The organism is Mycobacterium sp. 5-140-3-2 (assembly GCF_035666375.1).
Taxonomy (GTDB): Bacteria; Actinomycetota; Actinomycetes; order Mycobacteriales; family Mycobacteriaceae; genus Mycobacterium; species Mycobacterium intracellulare.
The window spans coordinates 1,794,783-1,810,816 of record NZ_CP142025.1 but is presented as its reverse complement, the minus strand read 5'-3'; the positions used below and the strand labels follow the sequence as shown (position 1 = coordinate 1,810,816).

The 16,034-nt window shown below is 66.6% G+C and carries 16 protein-coding genes; 7 read left to right on the top strand and 9 right to left on the bottom strand.

Annotation, left to right across the window (positions count from 1 at the left end; translation table 11 throughout):
• Positions 1–21 precede the first annotated feature (21 nt).
• Entirely contained in the window at positions 22–708 is a 687-nt protein-coding gene (locus P6281_RS08665) for a TetR/AcrR family transcriptional regulator (RefSeq protein ID WP_163714860.1), read from the top strand.
• Between the two features lie 4 nt (positions 709–712).
• On the opposite strand, the gene P6281_RS08660 is transcribed toward P6281_RS08665, so the two are convergent.
• A complete protein-coding gene (locus tag P6281_RS08660; protein ID WP_317727715.1) occupies positions 713–3,178 on the bottom strand; it encodes a CaiB/BaiF CoA transferase family protein in 2,466 nt (821 codons plus the stop codon).
• Positions 3,179–3,402: 224 nt separating this feature from the next.
• Here P6281_RS08660 and P6281_RS08655 point away from each other — a divergent pair, with 224 nt between their 5' ends.
• The gene (locus P6281_RS08655; RefSeq protein ID WP_324738933.1) at positions 3,403–3,939 is read left to right on the top strand and encodes a hotdog domain-containing protein; all 537 of its coding nucleotides are present in this window, start codon (positions 3,403–3,405) and stop codon (positions 3,937–3,939) included.
• A gap of 9 nt (positions 3,940–3,948) precedes the next feature.
• On the opposite strand, the gene P6281_RS08650 is transcribed toward P6281_RS08655, so the two are convergent.
• Genes P6281_RS08650 through P6281_RS08615 form a run of 8 tightly spaced genes read right to left on the bottom strand, consistent with a single transcriptional unit; the run spans position 3,949 to position 12,199 of the window.
• Positions 3,949–4,764 carry a mycofactocin-coupled SDR family oxidoreductase gene (locus tag P6281_RS08650; protein ID WP_317727716.1) on the bottom strand — a complete coding sequence of 272 codons (816 nt, stop codon included), beginning with the start codon at positions 4,762–4,764 and terminating at the stop codon, positions 3,949–3,951.
• 13 nt (positions 4,765–4,777) lie between these two features.
• Positions 4,778–6,277 carry a class I adenylate-forming enzyme family protein gene (locus P6281_RS08645; protein ID WP_324738761.1) on the bottom strand — a complete coding sequence of 500 codons (1,500 nt, stop codon included), beginning with the start codon at positions 6,275–6,277 and terminating at the stop codon, positions 4,778–4,780.
• Positions 6,278–7,438 carry an acetyl-CoA acetyltransferase gene (locus tag P6281_RS08640; RefSeq protein WP_163714852.1) on the bottom strand — a complete coding sequence of 387 codons (1,161 nt, stop codon included), beginning with the start codon at positions 7,436–7,438 and terminating at the stop codon, positions 6,278–6,280.
• Positions 7,435–8,463 carry an acyl-CoA dehydrogenase family protein gene (locus tag P6281_RS08635; protein ID WP_324738759.1) on the bottom strand — a complete coding sequence of 343 codons (1,029 nt, stop codon included), beginning with the start codon at positions 8,461–8,463 and terminating at the stop codon, positions 7,435–7,437. The genes P6281_RS08640 and P6281_RS08635 overlap by 4 nt, the downstream gene beginning before the upstream one ends.
• A 6-nt stretch (positions 8,464–8,469) precedes the next feature.
• A complete protein-coding gene (locus P6281_RS08630; protein ID WP_324738758.1) occupies positions 8,470–9,642 on the bottom strand; it encodes an acyl-CoA dehydrogenase family protein in 1,173 nt (390 codons plus the stop codon).
• A 45-nt stretch (positions 9,643–9,687) separates the two neighbouring features.
• Positions 9,688–10,452, bottom strand: a complete 765-nt coding sequence (locus P6281_RS08625; RefSeq protein ID WP_324738757.1) for an aldolase/citrate lyase family protein — start codon at positions 10,450–10,452, stop codon at positions 9,688–9,690.
• The gene (gene hpaH / locus P6281_RS08620) at positions 10,449–11,270 is read right to left on the bottom strand and encodes a 2-oxo-hept-4-ene-1,7-dioate hydratase (protein WP_163714847.1); all 822 of its coding nucleotides are present in this window, start codon (positions 11,268–11,270) and stop codon (positions 10,449–10,451) included. The genes P6281_RS08625 and hpaH overlap by 4 nt, the downstream gene beginning before the upstream one ends.
• Positions 11,267–12,199, bottom strand: coding sequence for an alpha/beta fold hydrolase (locus P6281_RS08615; RefSeq protein WP_324738756.1), 933 nt, complete (start codon positions 12,197–12,199; stop codon positions 11,267–11,269). The genes hpaH and P6281_RS08615 overlap by 4 nt, the downstream gene beginning before the upstream one ends.
• Before the next feature lie 195 nt (positions 12,200–12,394).
• On the opposite strand from P6281_RS08615, the gene P6281_RS08610 reads away from it, so the two are divergent.
• Genes P6281_RS08610 through P6281_RS08590 form a run of 5 tightly spaced genes read left to right on the top strand, consistent with a single transcriptional unit; the run spans position 12,395 to position 16,029 of the window.
• Positions 12,395–12,640: a hypothetical protein gene (locus P6281_RS08610; protein ID WP_163714841.1), complete on the top strand. Its 246-nt coding sequence runs from the start codon at positions 12,395–12,397 to the stop codon at positions 12,638–12,640.
• 29 nt (positions 12,641–12,669) lie between these two features.
• Complete coding sequence (locus tag P6281_RS08605) at positions 12,670–13,788, top strand: thiolase family protein (protein ID WP_324738931.1); 1,119 nt, start codon at positions 12,670–12,672, stop codon at positions 13,786–13,788.
• Entirely contained in the window at positions 13,785–14,225 is a 441-nt protein-coding gene (locus P6281_RS08600) for a Zn-ribbon domain-containing OB-fold protein (RefSeq protein WP_324738755.1), read from the top strand. The genes P6281_RS08605 and P6281_RS08600 overlap by 4 nt, the downstream gene beginning before the upstream one ends.
• On the top strand, positions 14,222–15,517 hold the full coding sequence (locus tag P6281_RS08595) for an aromatic ring-hydroxylating oxygenase subunit alpha (protein WP_324738754.1): 1,296 nt from the start codon (positions 14,222–14,224) through the stop codon (positions 15,515–15,517). Before P6281_RS08600 ends, P6281_RS08595 begins: the two co-directional genes overlap by 4 nt.
• Complete coding sequence (locus P6281_RS08590; protein WP_317727727.1) at positions 15,514–16,029, top strand: aromatic-ring-hydroxylating dioxygenase subunit beta; 516 nt, start codon at positions 15,514–15,516, stop codon at positions 16,027–16,029. The genes P6281_RS08595 and P6281_RS08590 overlap by 4 nt, the downstream gene beginning before the upstream one ends.
• Positions 16,030–16,034 lie beyond the last annotated feature (5 nt).

Here is a 16,034-nt window from a genome sequence, read left to right as displayed (position 1 = left end):
GAGGCGGACTGGAGGAGGCCCATGGCGGAGCTGCGAACTGAGTCGGCCGCGGGCGCGCGGAGGCGCAACGCGTCGGGTGAGTCGACCCGGGTGATGTTGATGGAGGTCGCCGAGCGGCTGTTCGCCACGCGCGGCATCGAGGCGGTGACGTTGAGGGAGATTCAACTAGCGGCCGGGCAGTCCAACACGTCGGTGATTCGCTATCACTTCGGCTCTCGCGAGGGTCTGATCCGCGCCCTGATCTCCTACCGCCAGGCGTCCCTCGGGATCGATCGCCAGAAGATGCTCGCGAGCATGCGCGAGGAAGGAAAGGAGGCGGACCCGCGCGCCGTGGTGTGGCTGATGGTGCGCCCACTGGCCAACAGCATCGCCGCGGGCGAGATGTTCGCGCCGTTCCTGGCCCGGCTCATGGAGGATCCGCGGGCCCGCAGCGACTACTGGCCGGACCACGTCGACGACGAATGGACGCAGGAGAAGCTGGAGAAACTGGTCGACGCGGCGCTGCAGGACCTGCCTGAGCGGATCCGGCGCGGCCGTACGTTTCAGCTGTACATCAGTCTGATCAACGTGCTGGCCGCCTCCGCCCGCGCGGGGCATGGACTCAGCGAAGCGCAGTTGCACAATTACGTGGACACCTGGGTCGGAATGCTGACGGCGCCGGTGTCCTACGAGACCCGCGCGCTGATCGCTGAGCGCGACGATAACTGAACGCTCAGCCGCCGCCGACGATCTCTCTGGCTCTCAGGTCGGCGATCGCCGCCTCGTCCAGTCCGATTTCGCGCAGCACCGCCTCGGTGTGCTGGCCGATGGTGCATCCCGCGTCGGCCCGTGTCCGCGAGCGCGAGAACCGGCACAGCGGCGCGAGCCGACGGTGCTCCTCGAAAATCGGGCTGTGGGCGTCCACGGCATAGCCTGCCTCGTAGTACGGATCGCTCTGCAGCACCAATTCGGAGTTGGCCTCCACCACCTCAACACAGCCGACATCCTGGGCGGACAGTTCGCGCTCCCAGTCCAGCTTGGTCTTCGTCGCGAAAACCGGTGTCAGTGCGGCGATCAGCTCGTCGTCGTGCTGGGCGCGGGAGTCGGCGTCGGCAAATCGCTCGTCGGCGTGAAGGTCGACATAGGGCGACATCGCCTTCGTCAACGCGGGCCATTCGTGGGGCAGCGGCGCGGCCAGGAAGACGTAGCCGTCGGCCGCGCGGTACATCCGGTAGAGCGCGTTCATGCCGAAGAATTGGTCGTCGGCCGGCCTCGTCGCCGGGCGCGTCGCGTAGCTCGCGTTGTAGGCGATCATCGCTTGCTGCGCGGTGGCGAGCATCGTGGTGACCACGTCGGACAGCGGCCGTCCCATCCGCTTGGCGTACAACGCGACCATTAGCGCCGAACCGACACCGTGCGCCGCGATCCCATCGGCCTGCACGGCAGGCACCGCCCCGCCCGCGTGGAGTTTGACCGCTCTGCGGTGCAGATCATCCAGGTCAGTGGGTGGTTCACCCGTGTCGTGGCTGTCAACCAGTGCCAGGCCGGACGCCGCACCGACCGACGGTGCATAGGCAGCACGGTGTGCGAACGGTCCGTCGACGCCATAACCCGAGGTTGTCACGAACGCCAGCTCCGGGTTGACCGCCTTAAGCGAGGCCTCGTCGATCTTCGCCCGCTCTGCGGCCTTGCCCCGGAAGCACTGCAGCACGATGTCGGACCGCTTGGCCAGTTCGTACACCAGCCCGAGGCCCTCGGGCTTGGTGAAGTCGATCGCGACACTTTCCTTGCCCTGCAACACTTTTGCGCCGCCCGCCTCGGGGAACGCAACCAGGTTGCGGATGTTGTCGCCCTCCAGTGGCTCGACCTTTATCACGCGGGCGCCCAGGTCTGCCAGCAGGGTCGCGCCGTACGGTCCGGCGAACATGCTGCCGAACTCCAGCACCGTCACACCCTTCAGCGGTGGCGCCTCGTGATCCCCTTTCCGTGCGGGTAGCGCGGCCCTGCGCACTTGGCCGACCTGCTCGAAGTTGACCGAGCCGTTGTGCTCGCCGACTCGCGGGGCTGGCCGAAGCGGGGTCAACGGCTTGCCGTCGGCGTGAATGAGGGTCGACGGCTGCCGTACCGGCCCGAGATCGGGATCGATCACGGTGGCGGCGCGGCCTTCGTGAGTGGTCTGCGGGTGATCCAGCGACTCCTCGGGAGTTCGGAACAGTTCGCCGCTCAGGTCGAGATTCTCGGTCATGGCCCGCTGCCATTCGGCGAGCGTGCGGGCCCCCACCCGCTCGATCATCATGTCCCACCACTCGGTGCGCAGTTCGGGGGTCGGCAGCATCGGAAAGCCCTGCCACTTCGGGTCGGCGAGCTCCCCCAGCAGGTCCAGTTCCGTGAGCCAGGCGCCGATCAACTTCGGCGACACCTGAGCGAACTGCAGCCAGCGACCATCCTTCGTCGGACACACGAGGAGTGCGTAGATGAGGTAGGCCTGGGGCCGGCCCTGGTCGTCGTAGGCGGCGTCCATCGGTTCGAAGGCGCCCGGATACCGTTCCAGCACCATCTCGTAGAACCAGTTGTAAGGATCCATCGATCCCATGCCGGTCACCATGTTGGTCTCGACGACCTGCCCGAGCCCGCTGGCCTCCCTCTCGAAGAGCGCCGCCAGCACACCCTGAACGGCGGCGTGGGCCGCACCCCAGGAGGCGTAGGCCGCGGTGATGAACGCCGGCCCCGGTCGCAGCGCGAGCCCACGTTTCTCGTGCATGACGCCGGTCTTGGCCATCACCAGCGCCTCCCAGCCCTTGTAATTGCGGAACGGCCCGGTCGAACCCCAGCCGGTGACGTTGGCGACCACCAACCGGGGATAGCGCTGCGACAGCGACTCGGCACTTAGACCGAGGCGCTCGGCCGTGGTCGGCCGCATAGTGTTGACCATGACGTCGGCGCGGCGCAACAGAGCATGCAAGCGCTCCAGATCGGCGTCGGCGTGCAGGTCCAATGTCACGCTGCGCTTGCCGCGCAGCAGGGCGGGCCAACTGGCGAGCTCGCGCAGTGGACTACCGTCGGGCGGCTCGACCATGATCACCTCGGCGCCGCAATCGGCGAGGAACTGCGTCGCCTGCGCTCCGGGCAGGGTGGTCGACAGGTCAATCACCACGAGACCGGCCAGCGGCCCGTCGGACGCTGGGTCGACTGCCGCCATTTTCTCTCCCTACGGGTATGGCTCAAGGACTCACACGGGCTTGTGACGCGCGCCACGCCAGCATCGCAGCGGCCGAGATTAATGTCAATGCATTATTCTTGTTCGATGACGGCGCGGACAGACTGGTGACCAACGAGCCTGCGCCACGAGGCGGCTTCCCGCAGATTCGGGCCTGGCATGGGCCGAACCTGCACAATCCGGGCGGAGGTGTCGAGTACGGCGAAATGGTCGCCGGGCTGCGGGACTTCCTCGATGCTGTCGCCGCCGCGGTTCCGGACTCCGCGACGACCGTGGAGTTGATGCAGGACCTGCGAGCGTGGACCGACCGGCTGGCCGACGTAGCGGTCTCGGAACGGCGGCAGCTCTGGGGGCGGCGCCTCGACCTGCCCGGCCACGGCCAAACCATGGCGCCCAGCTTCGCTGCGATCTCGGGCGATCAGGACAGCGTCCAGGGTACGGTCACGTTCGGTCGCTATTTCCTCGGCGGTGGTGGCGCCGCGCATGGTGGAGCGATTCCACTGCTTTTCGACGAGGTGTTGGGCCAGCTGGCCAACTCCGGGGGTCGGGCGCCGTCGCGAACCGCCTACTTGCACACCGACTACCGATCGATCACGCCGATCGGCGAGGAGCTCGCGGTGCGCGCCTGGTTCGTCAGCGAGCAAGGACGTAAGCGGATTCTGCGGGCGACGATCACTCACGGTGACACTCTGTGCGCCGAAGCAGAAGGACTGTTCATCGTCCTGCGACCCGACCAGCCCTGAGCCGTCCGCTCAGCGCACCGCGAATCCGGCATCTAGCGGCCACGCCACCCCGGTGATGAATTTCGCCTCGTCGGAGACCAGCCACGCCACTGCGCCGGCGATGTCTTCGGGCATCAGGATCTGAATCGGCAGCGCGTTCTGCATGGCGGCCACTGCCGTGTCGTTGGCCTCGAGCAGCTTGCCCATGGTTTCGTTCATCACCATGCCGGTCGCCACGCCGGTGGGGTGGATGGTATTGACCCGAATCGAATACTGCGCCAACTCATTCGCCCACACCTGCATCAGCCCGACCAATCCTCGCTTCGCGGCGGTGTAGGCCTGCCCGCCTGCCCGGTCGGTGCCGGTGCCCTTCAATCCCGCACTGGAACTCGTCAGCACGATAGATCCGCCGCGGGCGCCGTCGATGAGGGCGGGGATAGCGGCCTCGACGGTGTTCCAGACCCCGATGAGGTTCACGTCGACGATGTCGCGGAAGATCTGGCTGCGGTCTCCGTCGCCGCCGAGTCTGATGATGCCGGCGTTGGCCAGGACGATGTCGAGGCGGCCGAACTCGCGGACGCCTTCGTCGACGGCCTGTTTTAAGGCGTCGGCGTCGCGGACGTCGGCTTGGTGGGCAATGATCCGCCGACCTTGGTTCTCGACGAGCTTGATGGTTTCATCGAGATCGTCGGGTGTGGCGTTGGGGTAGTCCATCGAGTCGATGTCGCGGCAGATGTCCACGGCCACGATGTCGGCGCCTTCGGCGGCGAGCCGAACGGCATGAGCGCGGCCCTGCCCTCGCGCCGCGCCGGTGATGAACGCCACCCGTCCGTCGTGTCTTCCCATAGCCAGATTCCTCTCATCGTGTCGGTTGTCGACGCTGAATATCTCTGTCACGCTGGGTGATCAATTCGCGCAGGGTTAGCCGGTCCGGCTTGAGCATCGCCGTCAAGGGCAGCTCATCAACAATGAGCAGCTCGTCGGGGGCCTTGTAGTCGGCCAGTTCACTTGCCACGTGGGCGCGCAGTTCAGCCAGTGTCGGCGGAGCGGTGGCGTCCGCGGGTACCACGCACGCGACGCCGAGCTCCCCGATCACCGGTGCGGAACGGCCAATCACGGCAGCCTGTTTCACACCCGGGTGTCCGGTGAGCGTCCGCTCCACCTCGCCGGGATGCACGTTGTAACCACCCCGGATGTACATGTCACCGCGGCGCCCGACAAGTGTGATATTGCCGTCGTCGCCGAGCACGCCGACGTCGCCGGTGCGCAGCCACCCGTCGCGCAGCACCTCGGCGGTGAGTTCCGGGTTGCGCCAGTAGCCGCGCATCACACACGGGCCGCACACCTCAAGTACGCCGTCCGATCCGATCCGCACGTCCATTCCCGCGGCAGGCCGTCCCACGGTGCGGAATTGAACCTCGGGGGCGTCGTCCGGTTCGGTGCCGCTGATGGTCGGGCACTCGGTCATCGCGTACCGCACGACCAGCGGGACCCCGATGTCCTCGGCGACCCTGCGTACCAGTTCGGGTGGCGCCGGCGCTGTGGCCACCACTCCGATCCGCAAGTGCGGCAATGCCTTCGAGGTCACCCCATCGACGTCGAGCAGCTTGGCCCACTGGGTCGGCACCGCGCCCGCCACGGTGACTCGCTCGTCGCGAAGGACGTCGAACATGCCCTGGGCCGACCACGGTGCCGGGGGCACCACCAGCGTGCTGCCCCAGACCAACTGATCCCAGAGCTTGAACATGTAGCCGGCGTGGGCGAACGGCGTGGACGTGAGGCGCCGGTCATAGGGCGCGCTCATCACGCCTGACGCGGCCGCGCCCGCGGCCAGCCGGTCGGCGTCGAAGGCTGCGCCTTTTGGCGTCCCCGTCGTGCCACTGGTGAAGATCAACGCAACAACGTCCCGGCGATTCGACTCCACCGAAGGCGGCGCCGAGCGCGATGTGTCACTGCACAGCGCATCCCGCGACAGCAGCCGATGCCCGGTGTCGGGTAACGCATCAAGCAGTCCGTCGGCGACGACCAACGCCGGATCTGCCTGCTGCAGAATCGATTCGATCTCCCTGCGGCCCAGTCGCGGGTTCAGCCCGGTGGTGATCGCACCGATCATGGCCGCCGCGGCATAGCATGTCGCGTAGTCGATGCCCGACGGCAGCCACAGCACGACCACATCGCCCTTGCCGACGCCGAGGTCGGCAAACTGGGTCGCGACGCTACGCGCCCGAGCGATCCACTCCGCGAACGTGATTCGCGCCCCCGGCTCGACGTAGGCCTCGATATCGCCGTGAACGGCGGCCGCCAGCTCCAACATCGCGCGGGTATCCACGACGTCGGAGCTCAGCGGTGCGCGGTCCACCTACGGCTCCTCGGCGCCGAGAATCATTGTGCCGCTGGAGCAGAACCAGCCGCCGGTGCCGCTGACACAGGCGATCTTGGCATCGGGCACTTGGCGGGGGCCGCATTCGCCGCGCAACTGTCGCGCAGCCTCGACCAGCAGGAACAACCCCCGCTGACCGGGGTGGCACGCCGACAGCCCGCCACCGTCGGTGTTGGTGGGAAGCGCGCCGCCCAGGCGCAGCGAGCCTTTCTCGACGAAGGCACCGCCCTCCCCCTTGGGGCAGAAGCCGAGGTCTTCGATGGTGAGCAGCAACATGTAGGTAAACGCGTCGTAGATTTCGGCGACGTCGACGTCGGACGGCGAGACCCCGGCGCGGGCGAAGGCCAGCGGTCCGCTGACCGCGGCCGGGCCAACGGTGAGGTCGTCCCACTGGGAGGTGAGCATGTGCGAGGTCGTTTCCGCTGAACCCAGCACCCACACTGGCTTACTACGTAGATCCTTCGCACGTTCCGCACTGACGAGCACTGCCGCGGCCCCGCCGTCGCTGCGAATGCAGCAGTGCAGCTTGGTGAACGGGTCAGCGATCATCGGTCCGCCGAGCACGTCGTCGATAGTGATCGGTTCGCGATAGTAGGCCTCGGGATTGTCGGTTGCGTTGAACCGCGCGGACACGGCGACCTCGGCCAGCTGCTCGATCGTGGTGCCATAAGTGAACATGTGCCGCCGCGCGGCCATGGCGTACTTGGAGATCAGGGTGTGGCCGTAGGGCGCTTCCCACTGTAGGGGTCCGCGTGCGCCCCAGTTGATGTTTGCCCCCCGCAATCCCTTTCGAAGATCCGAGCGGGCGGTCGAGCCGTACGTCAGCAGGACCACGTCGGCGTGCCCAGCGGCGATCGCATCAGCCGCGTGGGCGGCCATCACCTCCCACGACGCTCCCCCGACCGCGGTGGAGTCGATCCAGCGGGGCCGCAGACCGAGATACTCGCCGACATCGACCGGGGGCAGTGTGCCCTGGCCGGTGGAGGCCAACCCGTCGACGTCATCGGGGGTCAGACCGGCATCCGCCAGGGCGCGTCGGCTGGCCTGGGCGATCAGCTCGTAGGGTCCCTTGTCGTCGACCCGGCCGACGTCGGACAGGGCGACGCCCGCGATGGCTGCGGCCCTGGCGGCGCCGCTCACTGGGCGCGGTCCTGGGCCAGCAGTTCGGCCAGCACGTCGGTGGGCTCACCGAACAAGTGCCGAAACACGTGCGCGCGCTTCAGATACAGGTGCATGTCGTTCTCGAATGTGTAGCCCATCCCGCCGAAGACTTGGATGCCCGCGGCGGCATTCTCGACGGCCGCTGACCCGGCCACTGTGAGGGCCGACAGCACCTGCATCAAGGCGTCGGCGCGGCCACTGCCGACAGCGATCGCAGCGAAGAACGTTTGCGCCTGAGCGGCCTCGGCAGCGATCTCCATGTTGACGCAGGAGTGCTTGATCGCCTGGTGCACCCCGATCGGCTTGCCGAACTGCACACGAGTCTTGGCGTGTTCGGTCGCCGACGCTGCCGCGGCCGCGGCCAGTCCGGTGAGGTAGCCCGCCGCGAGTACCGTGGCGCGTCCCCAGATCCATTCGTCCTCGGCGGGCAACCAGTGCAGGGGTTCGGCGGATTCGACCGTGGCCGAGGATATTCGAGTACCCGGGTCTGCGGCGGTCACGGATTTAAGCGGTCCGAAGGAATCGATGCCGGCCAGTGCGGCACCGCTGCGGGCCACCAGCAGGGCGTGCGAGACACCCGCCGGGTCGAACAAATCGAAAGTGCCTTTGACCGGCCGCACGTCGCCGTCGCCGCGCAATACCGCGAGGGCCACCGATGCCGCCCCGGAGCCGATCCGCTGCGCCAGCGCGTCGTCGCCGCAACGGGCGGCCACCCGGGCGCCCAACGTGCATGCCAGGAACGGCCCCGGCGCGAGCCGCTTTCCGAGCTCGACGAACAGCAAAGCCTCGTCGTCCAACCGCCGGCCCGACCCACCGGACTCCTCGTCGAGCCCGAGTGTGAGCAGGCCCAGCTCGGCGCATTCTCGCCACAGTGACTCGGGAATCGGCGCTTCGGCGTGACGATTAGCGCGAATCCGGTCCACTGGCATCCGATCGGCGAGGAATTCTCCTGCTGCCGTAATGATTTCGAGTTGCTCAGGTCCGGGCAGCAGGTCCACCGTCATCTCCTCTCATCGCGGCAGCCCCAACACTCGTTCGCCGACGATGTTGCGCTGAATCTCCGACGTTCCGCCGCCGATGGCTTGGGAGAAGCTGTAGTAGTAGTAACCGACCCAGCCGTCGACGTCCCAGCGCGATGAATACCGGATCGAGGCGGGACCGACAACATCCATCGCCAATCTGCCGATCTCCTTGGCCAATTCGGCATACATCAGCTTGACGATCGAACCCCGCGGGCCGGGCGTCTCGGTCTTCATGGCCTCGCAGATATTGGTGTAGGTGAGCGCCCGCAGCGACGCCACCGAGGCGCGGGCCCGCGCCAGCCGTCGTGCGATGTCGTCGTCGGCGATGGCGGGCCTGCGGCCGTCCGGCCCGACATGGTCGCGGGCGTAGTCGATGAGGTCCTCGATGATCTTCGCCAGCCGCACCTGGTTGGCGGTGAACGCGGTGCCGCGCTCGAAGGACAGGGTGGCCATCGCAACCGACCAGCCTTCGCCGACGTCGCCGACCACGTTGCTCAGCGGGATTCGCACATCGTCGTAGAACACTTCGCAGAATTCCGAGCCGCCCTCGATGGTCTCGATAGGGCGGACGTCGATGCCCGGCGTGTTCATGTCACAGATCACCCAGGTGATGCCCTTGTGCTTGCTACCGGTGTTGTCGGTGCGCACCAGCAGCTCCTGATAATCGGCGACGGTGGCGAAGCTGGTCCACAGCTTCTGCCCCGAGACCACCAGGTGCTCGCCGTCCACCACCGCCTTGGTGCGCAATGCCGCCAGGTCCGATCCGGCGTCGGGCTCGGAGAAGCCCTGACACCAAATCACTTCACCACCAAGTATTTTCGGCAAGTGAAAAGACTTCTGTTCGTCGGTGGCCCTGGTGATCAGGGTTGGCCCGGCGTGCGAGTTACCAACGAAGCATGCATCGATGCCGGGGAACCCCCGCGCGGCGTACTCCTCGTACCAGATCAACTGCTGAAGCAGCGTCAGCCCCTTGCCGCCGTATTCGGTGGGCCAAGCGATGCCGGCCCAGCCGCCCTCGGCCTGAGTGCGTTGCCAGGCAAGGTCGTATTCACGGATCCCCGCGTCGTCGCGCGGGCGGGGTTCAGCCGGTTTGTTCTCGTCGAGCCATGTGCGGACCTGGTCACGGAACTCGAGCTGGTCAGGCGTGAAGTCGAGGTCCATGATCCGGAATTCTAGGTGACACGACAGTCAGAAACAATGCGTCGTTCATTGGCGGCGATACATCGCTGCCAGCTGCTCGGTGCCACGGGCCAGCAGTGCCACGTCCGCTCCTACGAGCACGAAGCTCGCCCCGGCCGCCATGTAGCGGCGCGCCAGTGGCTCGCTGAACGCATTAACCCCGGCGCGCTTGCCGTGTTCCACGATGGTCGCCAGCGCGGTTTCTATGGCGCTCACGATGTCTGGATGCTCCGGCTGCCCAAGCTTGCCCATCGAGGCTGCCAGGTCGGCCGGTCCGATGAAGACGGCGTCCACTCCGTCGACGTCGGTGATCTCTGCGAGCTGTGCCAGACCGGCCACACTCTCCACCTGGACGGTCAACGACACGGCCGTGTCAGCGGTGACGAGATAGTCAGAAATGCGGTTCCAACGAGACGCTCGGGCCAACGCGCTGCCGACCCCGCGGATGCCGTTGGGCGGATAACGCGTGGCGGAAACCGCCGCGACCGCCTCACCGGGGCCATCGATCATCGGGACGATGATGTTCTGAGCCCCGATGTCGAGCAATTGCTTGATGAACACCGGGTCAGCCGAGGGCGGACGCACCAGCACGTCGACGTCCGGGTAGCCGGCCAACACCTGCAGCTGTTCGAGCGTGGTGCGCACATCGTTGGGCGCGTGCTCCTGGTCCAACAGCAGCCAGTCGATCCCGGACCCCGCGCAGATTTCGGTGACGTAACCGCTGCCTGAGGCCACCCACATGCCGATGCGCGGGTCGCCGTCGCCGATGCGCTGTGTCCACCCGTTTTTCACGATGCCTCCGAATCGAACGTCACCGACACCGTGCCCAGCGGTCCATAGTCGGCGACAAAGGTGTCCCCCGGTTCGGCGAACACCGGCTTGGTGAACGATCCGGACAGGATGACCTCGCCGCGTTCCAGCCAAACACCGTGCGGAGCAAGCCGATTGGCCAGCCAGGCCACGCCATTGCCGGGATGGTTGAGCACCGCGGCGGCCACCCCGGATTCCTCGATGGTGCCGTTGCGCAGCAGTAGGGCCGCCACCCAGCGCAAGTCGACGTCCAACGGGCGAAACACCCGCCCGCCCAGGACCAGACCGGCGTCCGCGGCGTTGTCGGCGATGGTGTCCACGATGGTGCGCAGATGACCGGTTTCGGGGTCCGACATCTGCACCCTGGCGTCGAGGATCTCCAGTGCGGGAGTCACGAACTCGGTGGCCCGCAGCACGTCGAACAACGTGACGCCTGGGCCGGATAGCTGCTCGCCCATTACGAACGCCAACTCGACCTCGACGCGCGGACGGATATAACGGCCCAGCGGTATGCGGCCGCCATCCTCGATGAACATGTCGTCGAACAGCGCGCCGTAATCCGGTTCGTCGATTGACACCGCCCGCTGCATCACCTTCGAGGTCAGACCGATCTTGCGACCCTTGACTTCTCGCCCGTCGGCGACCTTGAGCGCGACGAATGCCCGCTGCACCGCGTAGGCGTCCTCGATAGTCATGTCGGGATAGTCCAACGACAACTGCCGGATCGGCGTGCGGGTCTGCTCGGCCTCGTAGAGCCGCCGGGCTATGTCCGACAGCTCGTCCTCGGCGGGTCTGCTCATCTCGTAAGGAACTCGATCGCCGCGGCGTTGAACGCCTCGGGATCCTCGAAATGCGGCCAGTGCCGCACCGAGGGCATCTCGAACAACTCCGAATTCGGGATCAGGTCGGCGATGGTGCGCGCCGTGTCCTGATACACGCCGTGGTCCTTGCCCGATGCCACGATCATCACCGGCGCCTCGATGCCGCGCCAGTTGTCGTCGGGAATCAGGTTGCGGTGACGCACCTTCTCGTCCTGCAGGATCAGCAGCCGGTCGATGGTGTTGCGGGTGTCCTCGCGCCGATACACGGCCTGGCGTAGGCCGATGAGATCGGGCAGCCGATTGGCTTCGTCGGCGATCAGGTGGGCGAACACGGCGTGCAGCGATTCCCACGTCGGCTCGTTGACCGCCTTGGTTCGTTCCGTGCGGATGCGCGCCATGTTCGACGCCGAGGCTTCCCGTCCGGCCGGCGACATCAGGATCACTTTCTCCACCCGATCGGCGTGGCCGACGCAGACCGCGGACGCCACGAACGCCCCCAGCGACATGGCGATGAAGTTAGCCGACGCCATGCCGAAGTGGTCCATCACCCCCAATACGTGTTCGACGTAAACCGCGATCTCATAGTCGTAGTCCGGCTTTCCGGAGAACCCGTTGCCGACCATGTCGATCGCCACGCAGTGGAAGTGCTGCGCCAGTGCGGCGAGGTTGGGCGCGAACGTCTCCCAGTGCCCGCCGGTGCCGTGCAGCAGGATGGCGTGCGGCTTGTCCGGACCGCCGGCCTCGGCATAGCGGGTAGGGACGAGGACTCCGTTGACCGGGATGTCAATGAACCCCTGCCGGAACTCGAGCTCCTTGAGGTACATCCAGATGCTGCGGTAGTTCTCGGTGTCGACTCGACTCACATCGACCGCGTCGGCCGGTGCTGGTGCTGGTGCTTGGCTCATCATCACCTTCTCAAATCGTCGTATCTGACATACATGTCATCTGGCGCTGGCGTCGCCGTGCATGCGCCTCATCGTCGCACAAGCTCTATGTTCGCATGTAGGGAATGGCTCCCGCCGCTCGGCCTGCAAGTCATACGCCTAGCGTCATTCCGCTCCATTCCATTGATTCTGACACTTGTATGCGGTAATACTGGGCAGGTGAACACTCCGGCCGGACGCCGCGTCCTCGCCGACCTGGTCAACGAGTTCGCGGCCGTGCGGTTGTCGCTCGACGTCAACGGCAACGGCCCCCGCCTGCTCGTCGAGGACCTGGAGGGCGGCGAGCAGGTCTTCTTGTGCCCCTTGGAGTTGGCCAGTTTCACCATGGCCACCGCCGAAGACCGCGAGGATTGGATCAGGGTGGGCAATTACCGCGGCGAACGCGGCTCAACGGAGCGGCCGTGAGCGCCGCCGCCGACCTGGTGGGTCTGGGCATGACCGCGATGTCGCTGCGTCCCGGCGCGACGCCGCTCGAACTGGCCGTCAAGGCGAGCGCCGCCGCATTGGCCGACGCCGGACTCGAGCGGGCTGACATCGACGGGATCCTGGTCGGCTCGTCACAGGGGGTTCGGCCGGAACGACTGGGCGTCGGCTTCGCCGCCGCGGCCGGCTTCTCGGATCTGCGCCTGTTGGAGCACGTCGAGATCAAGGGCGCCACGACCATCGCCATGATCCAGCGCGCGTGCCACGCGATCGTCACCGCTGAGGCGGCAACCATACTGTGCGTGTTCGCCGACGCGCCCCTGGTGGCCGGCCGCGGCGCGGGCTCGACCTACGCGCACAGTGGCGGCAACGCTGGGGTGCGCGGACTGGAGCGGGCCTCGGGGCTGCTTGGCTCGGTCCCGACGTATGCGCTGCTTACCCACCGCTGGCTGCACGTCACCGGCACCCGCACCGACGCGCTGCGCTCCGTGGCCACCACGGCAAGGGCATGGGCGTGCGGCAATCCCGACGCGGTCAACCGCGAGCCGCTCGACGACGCCGGCTATGACTCTTCCCCGATGGTTGCCGAACCACTTCGACTGCTCGACTGTGCTCGGCCGGTGAACGGGGCGGTCGCCGTAGTGCTCACCGGGCGGCCCTCGGTCGGGGGCACCCGACTGCGGGTTCGCGGCACCGGGCGCGAACATCCGGTGCGCCGCCGTCGCGCGGGAGGCGAGTCGTGGTTCGGTGGCGGTGGCCGCGCGGTGCAGGACGCGCTCGACCAAGCCGGCATGGCCCGATCAGACCTGCACGTCGCCGAACTGTACGACCCGTTCTCGATCGTCACCCTGGTGTTGCTCGACGAATACCGTCTCACCGGTGACGTTCCGGCGGGTGCGTTCGTGCGTGACGGCCACACCGGGCCGGGCGGCACGCTGCCGATCAACACCGGCGGTGGTCAGCTGTCCGGTTTCTACCTACAGGGCATGACGCCGTTGGCGGAGGCGATGATTCAGCTGCGTGGCACCGGCGGGCAACGTCAGGTTCCCGGGGCCACGGTGGCACTGGTCGGCGGTATCGGCGGCCGAATGGACCACCATGCCGCGTTGGTGCTGGAGCGTGCCGCATGACCGCCACCGCGGTCGAGGACTGGCTGCTGGACAGCGCACTGGCGCCCGCCGCAGATGACGACATGCTGGCGCCGCTGTACCGAGCGGCCGCACGCAATGAGCTCGCATTGCCGTTCTGCGCGGCTTGCGCCCTGCCACTCGAGCTCGATCAAGAAGTCTGCGACCAATGCGGGAACGCCGAACAAGATTGGCGCACAGTTGATCCGCGCGGGACCGTACACGCCACGACGCTCATGCACCGGCGTGAGGCGGGCCTGGTGCGCAGCGTGGCGCCCTACCCCATCGTCGACGTCGAGCTGGCGAGTGGGCACCGGATTGTGATGACGACCGTGCAACCCGCGGACACCGCACCGCCCATCGGCACGGCGGTCCGCATCGGTTTCCGCCACCTCGGCGACATCGCCATCCCGGCCATCGACATCCTGGAGGACCAGTGACGACACTTGAATCCGCTCCCGCCGTCGACGACTTCGACGTCAGGACCGTCATACGCAGCGACCGCGTGCACGGGACCGTGTACACGTCCGCTGAGATCTTCCGACGCGAAATGGACACTATCTTCAAGACCGGATGGGTCTACGTCGCCCACGAGAGCGAGGTCAGCGAGCCGGGTGACTACCTCACCCGAATGATCGGCCACGACCCGGTCGTCGTCGCACGCGGTAAGGATGGCGTGGTTCGCGTGATGCTCAACCGCTGCACTCACCGTGCCAACAAGCTGTGCAACGCCGAGAAGGGCAACGCCAACTCGTTCCGGTGCCCGTATCACGGCTGGACATTCGGCAACACCGGTGCGCTGCAGGGTGTTCCGATGCGTGAGGGTTACGGCGAGGAGTTCAACAAGGTGCGTTCGGAGCTGAGCCTTGCCCAGGCGCCTCGGGTCGACAGCTACGGCGGATTCGTCTTCGCATCATTGGCGCCAGACGGTATCTCGTTAACCGAGCACCTTGGCAAGGCAACACGCGCCATCGACCGTCTGCTCAACCTGTCCCCCACCCGCGAGATCGACCTGCGGGCGAACTGGATGAAGCACTTGCACCACGCCAACTGGAAGATGGTGGTGGAGAACAACGTCGACGGTTACCACGCGCTGTTCACCCATGCCTCGGTGTACGACGCGATCAAGCCCGCCAAGGTGTCGCATGTCCCGACTAAGGTCGACGTGCTGGTCCGCGACCTCGGTAACGGCCATTCCGAGATCGACTACAGCGACGAATACCGGAAACTCGACGAGGAATTCGTCTGGTACGGCCGGATCCCGCGAGCCAAGCTCGCCGACTACGTCAGCGCGCTGGAGGGTGCGTACGGCCCCGAGCAGGCGCACGACGCACTGGTGGTGGGTCCACCACACACGTTGATATGGCCCAACCTCTTCCTCGCCGAGATGAACGTCATGTTCGTCGAACCGCAGGCGCCCGACCGGACCATCGCCTACACCACCGCGGTCCTGATACCCGGCCAGGATGCGTTGAACGAGCGCACGCTGCGCCGTTCCGAGGGGGCGATGGGTCCTGCGGGGTTCTTGATCGCCGACGACGGAGAGATCGGGATGCGCAACCAGGCCGGGCTCGCTGCCGAGCTGCCGGAGTGGCTGATGCTGGCCCGCGGCATAGAAAGCGATGTCGACGACACGACCGGAATCATCAACCGCGACAAGAGCGCCGAGACTCCCCAGCGCGGTTTCTACTCACACTGGGCCTCAGTCGTCGGTGGGAGAAGCGAAGCATGACCGTCAACTCCGAAGCCCAGTCACGTCCCGCTCTACGCGCGCTGCCCGCCCCCGAGATCCTGTCGTTTCTCTATCTGGAAGCGCGGCTGGCCGACGAGGGCCGCTACTCGGAGTGGGAAGCACTGTGGGCCGATGACGACGACACGGTCGAGTACCGCGTCCCAATGCACCCCGACGATGACCCGCGCACCACGCTGGCCTATATCAACGACAATCGGCGACGGATCAAAAGCCGGGTGGCTCAGCTCAACACCGGCAACCGGCACTCCCAGACACCGCCGTCGGTGATGCGGCGCGTGGTCTCCAACAGCGAGGTGGTGGAAACGGGCGCCGACTCCGTCACGGTGGAATCCAACTTCGCTCTATTCGAATACCGTCTACGTCAACGGTTCTGGGCCGGCCGGGTTATCCACACGATTCGCTTGTCACCGGACGGCCCCCGGCTAATTCGCAAGATCGTGCACCTGATCGACGCAAGCGGCCCTGTCGAGACACTCGCTTTCCTAATTTGAACGGA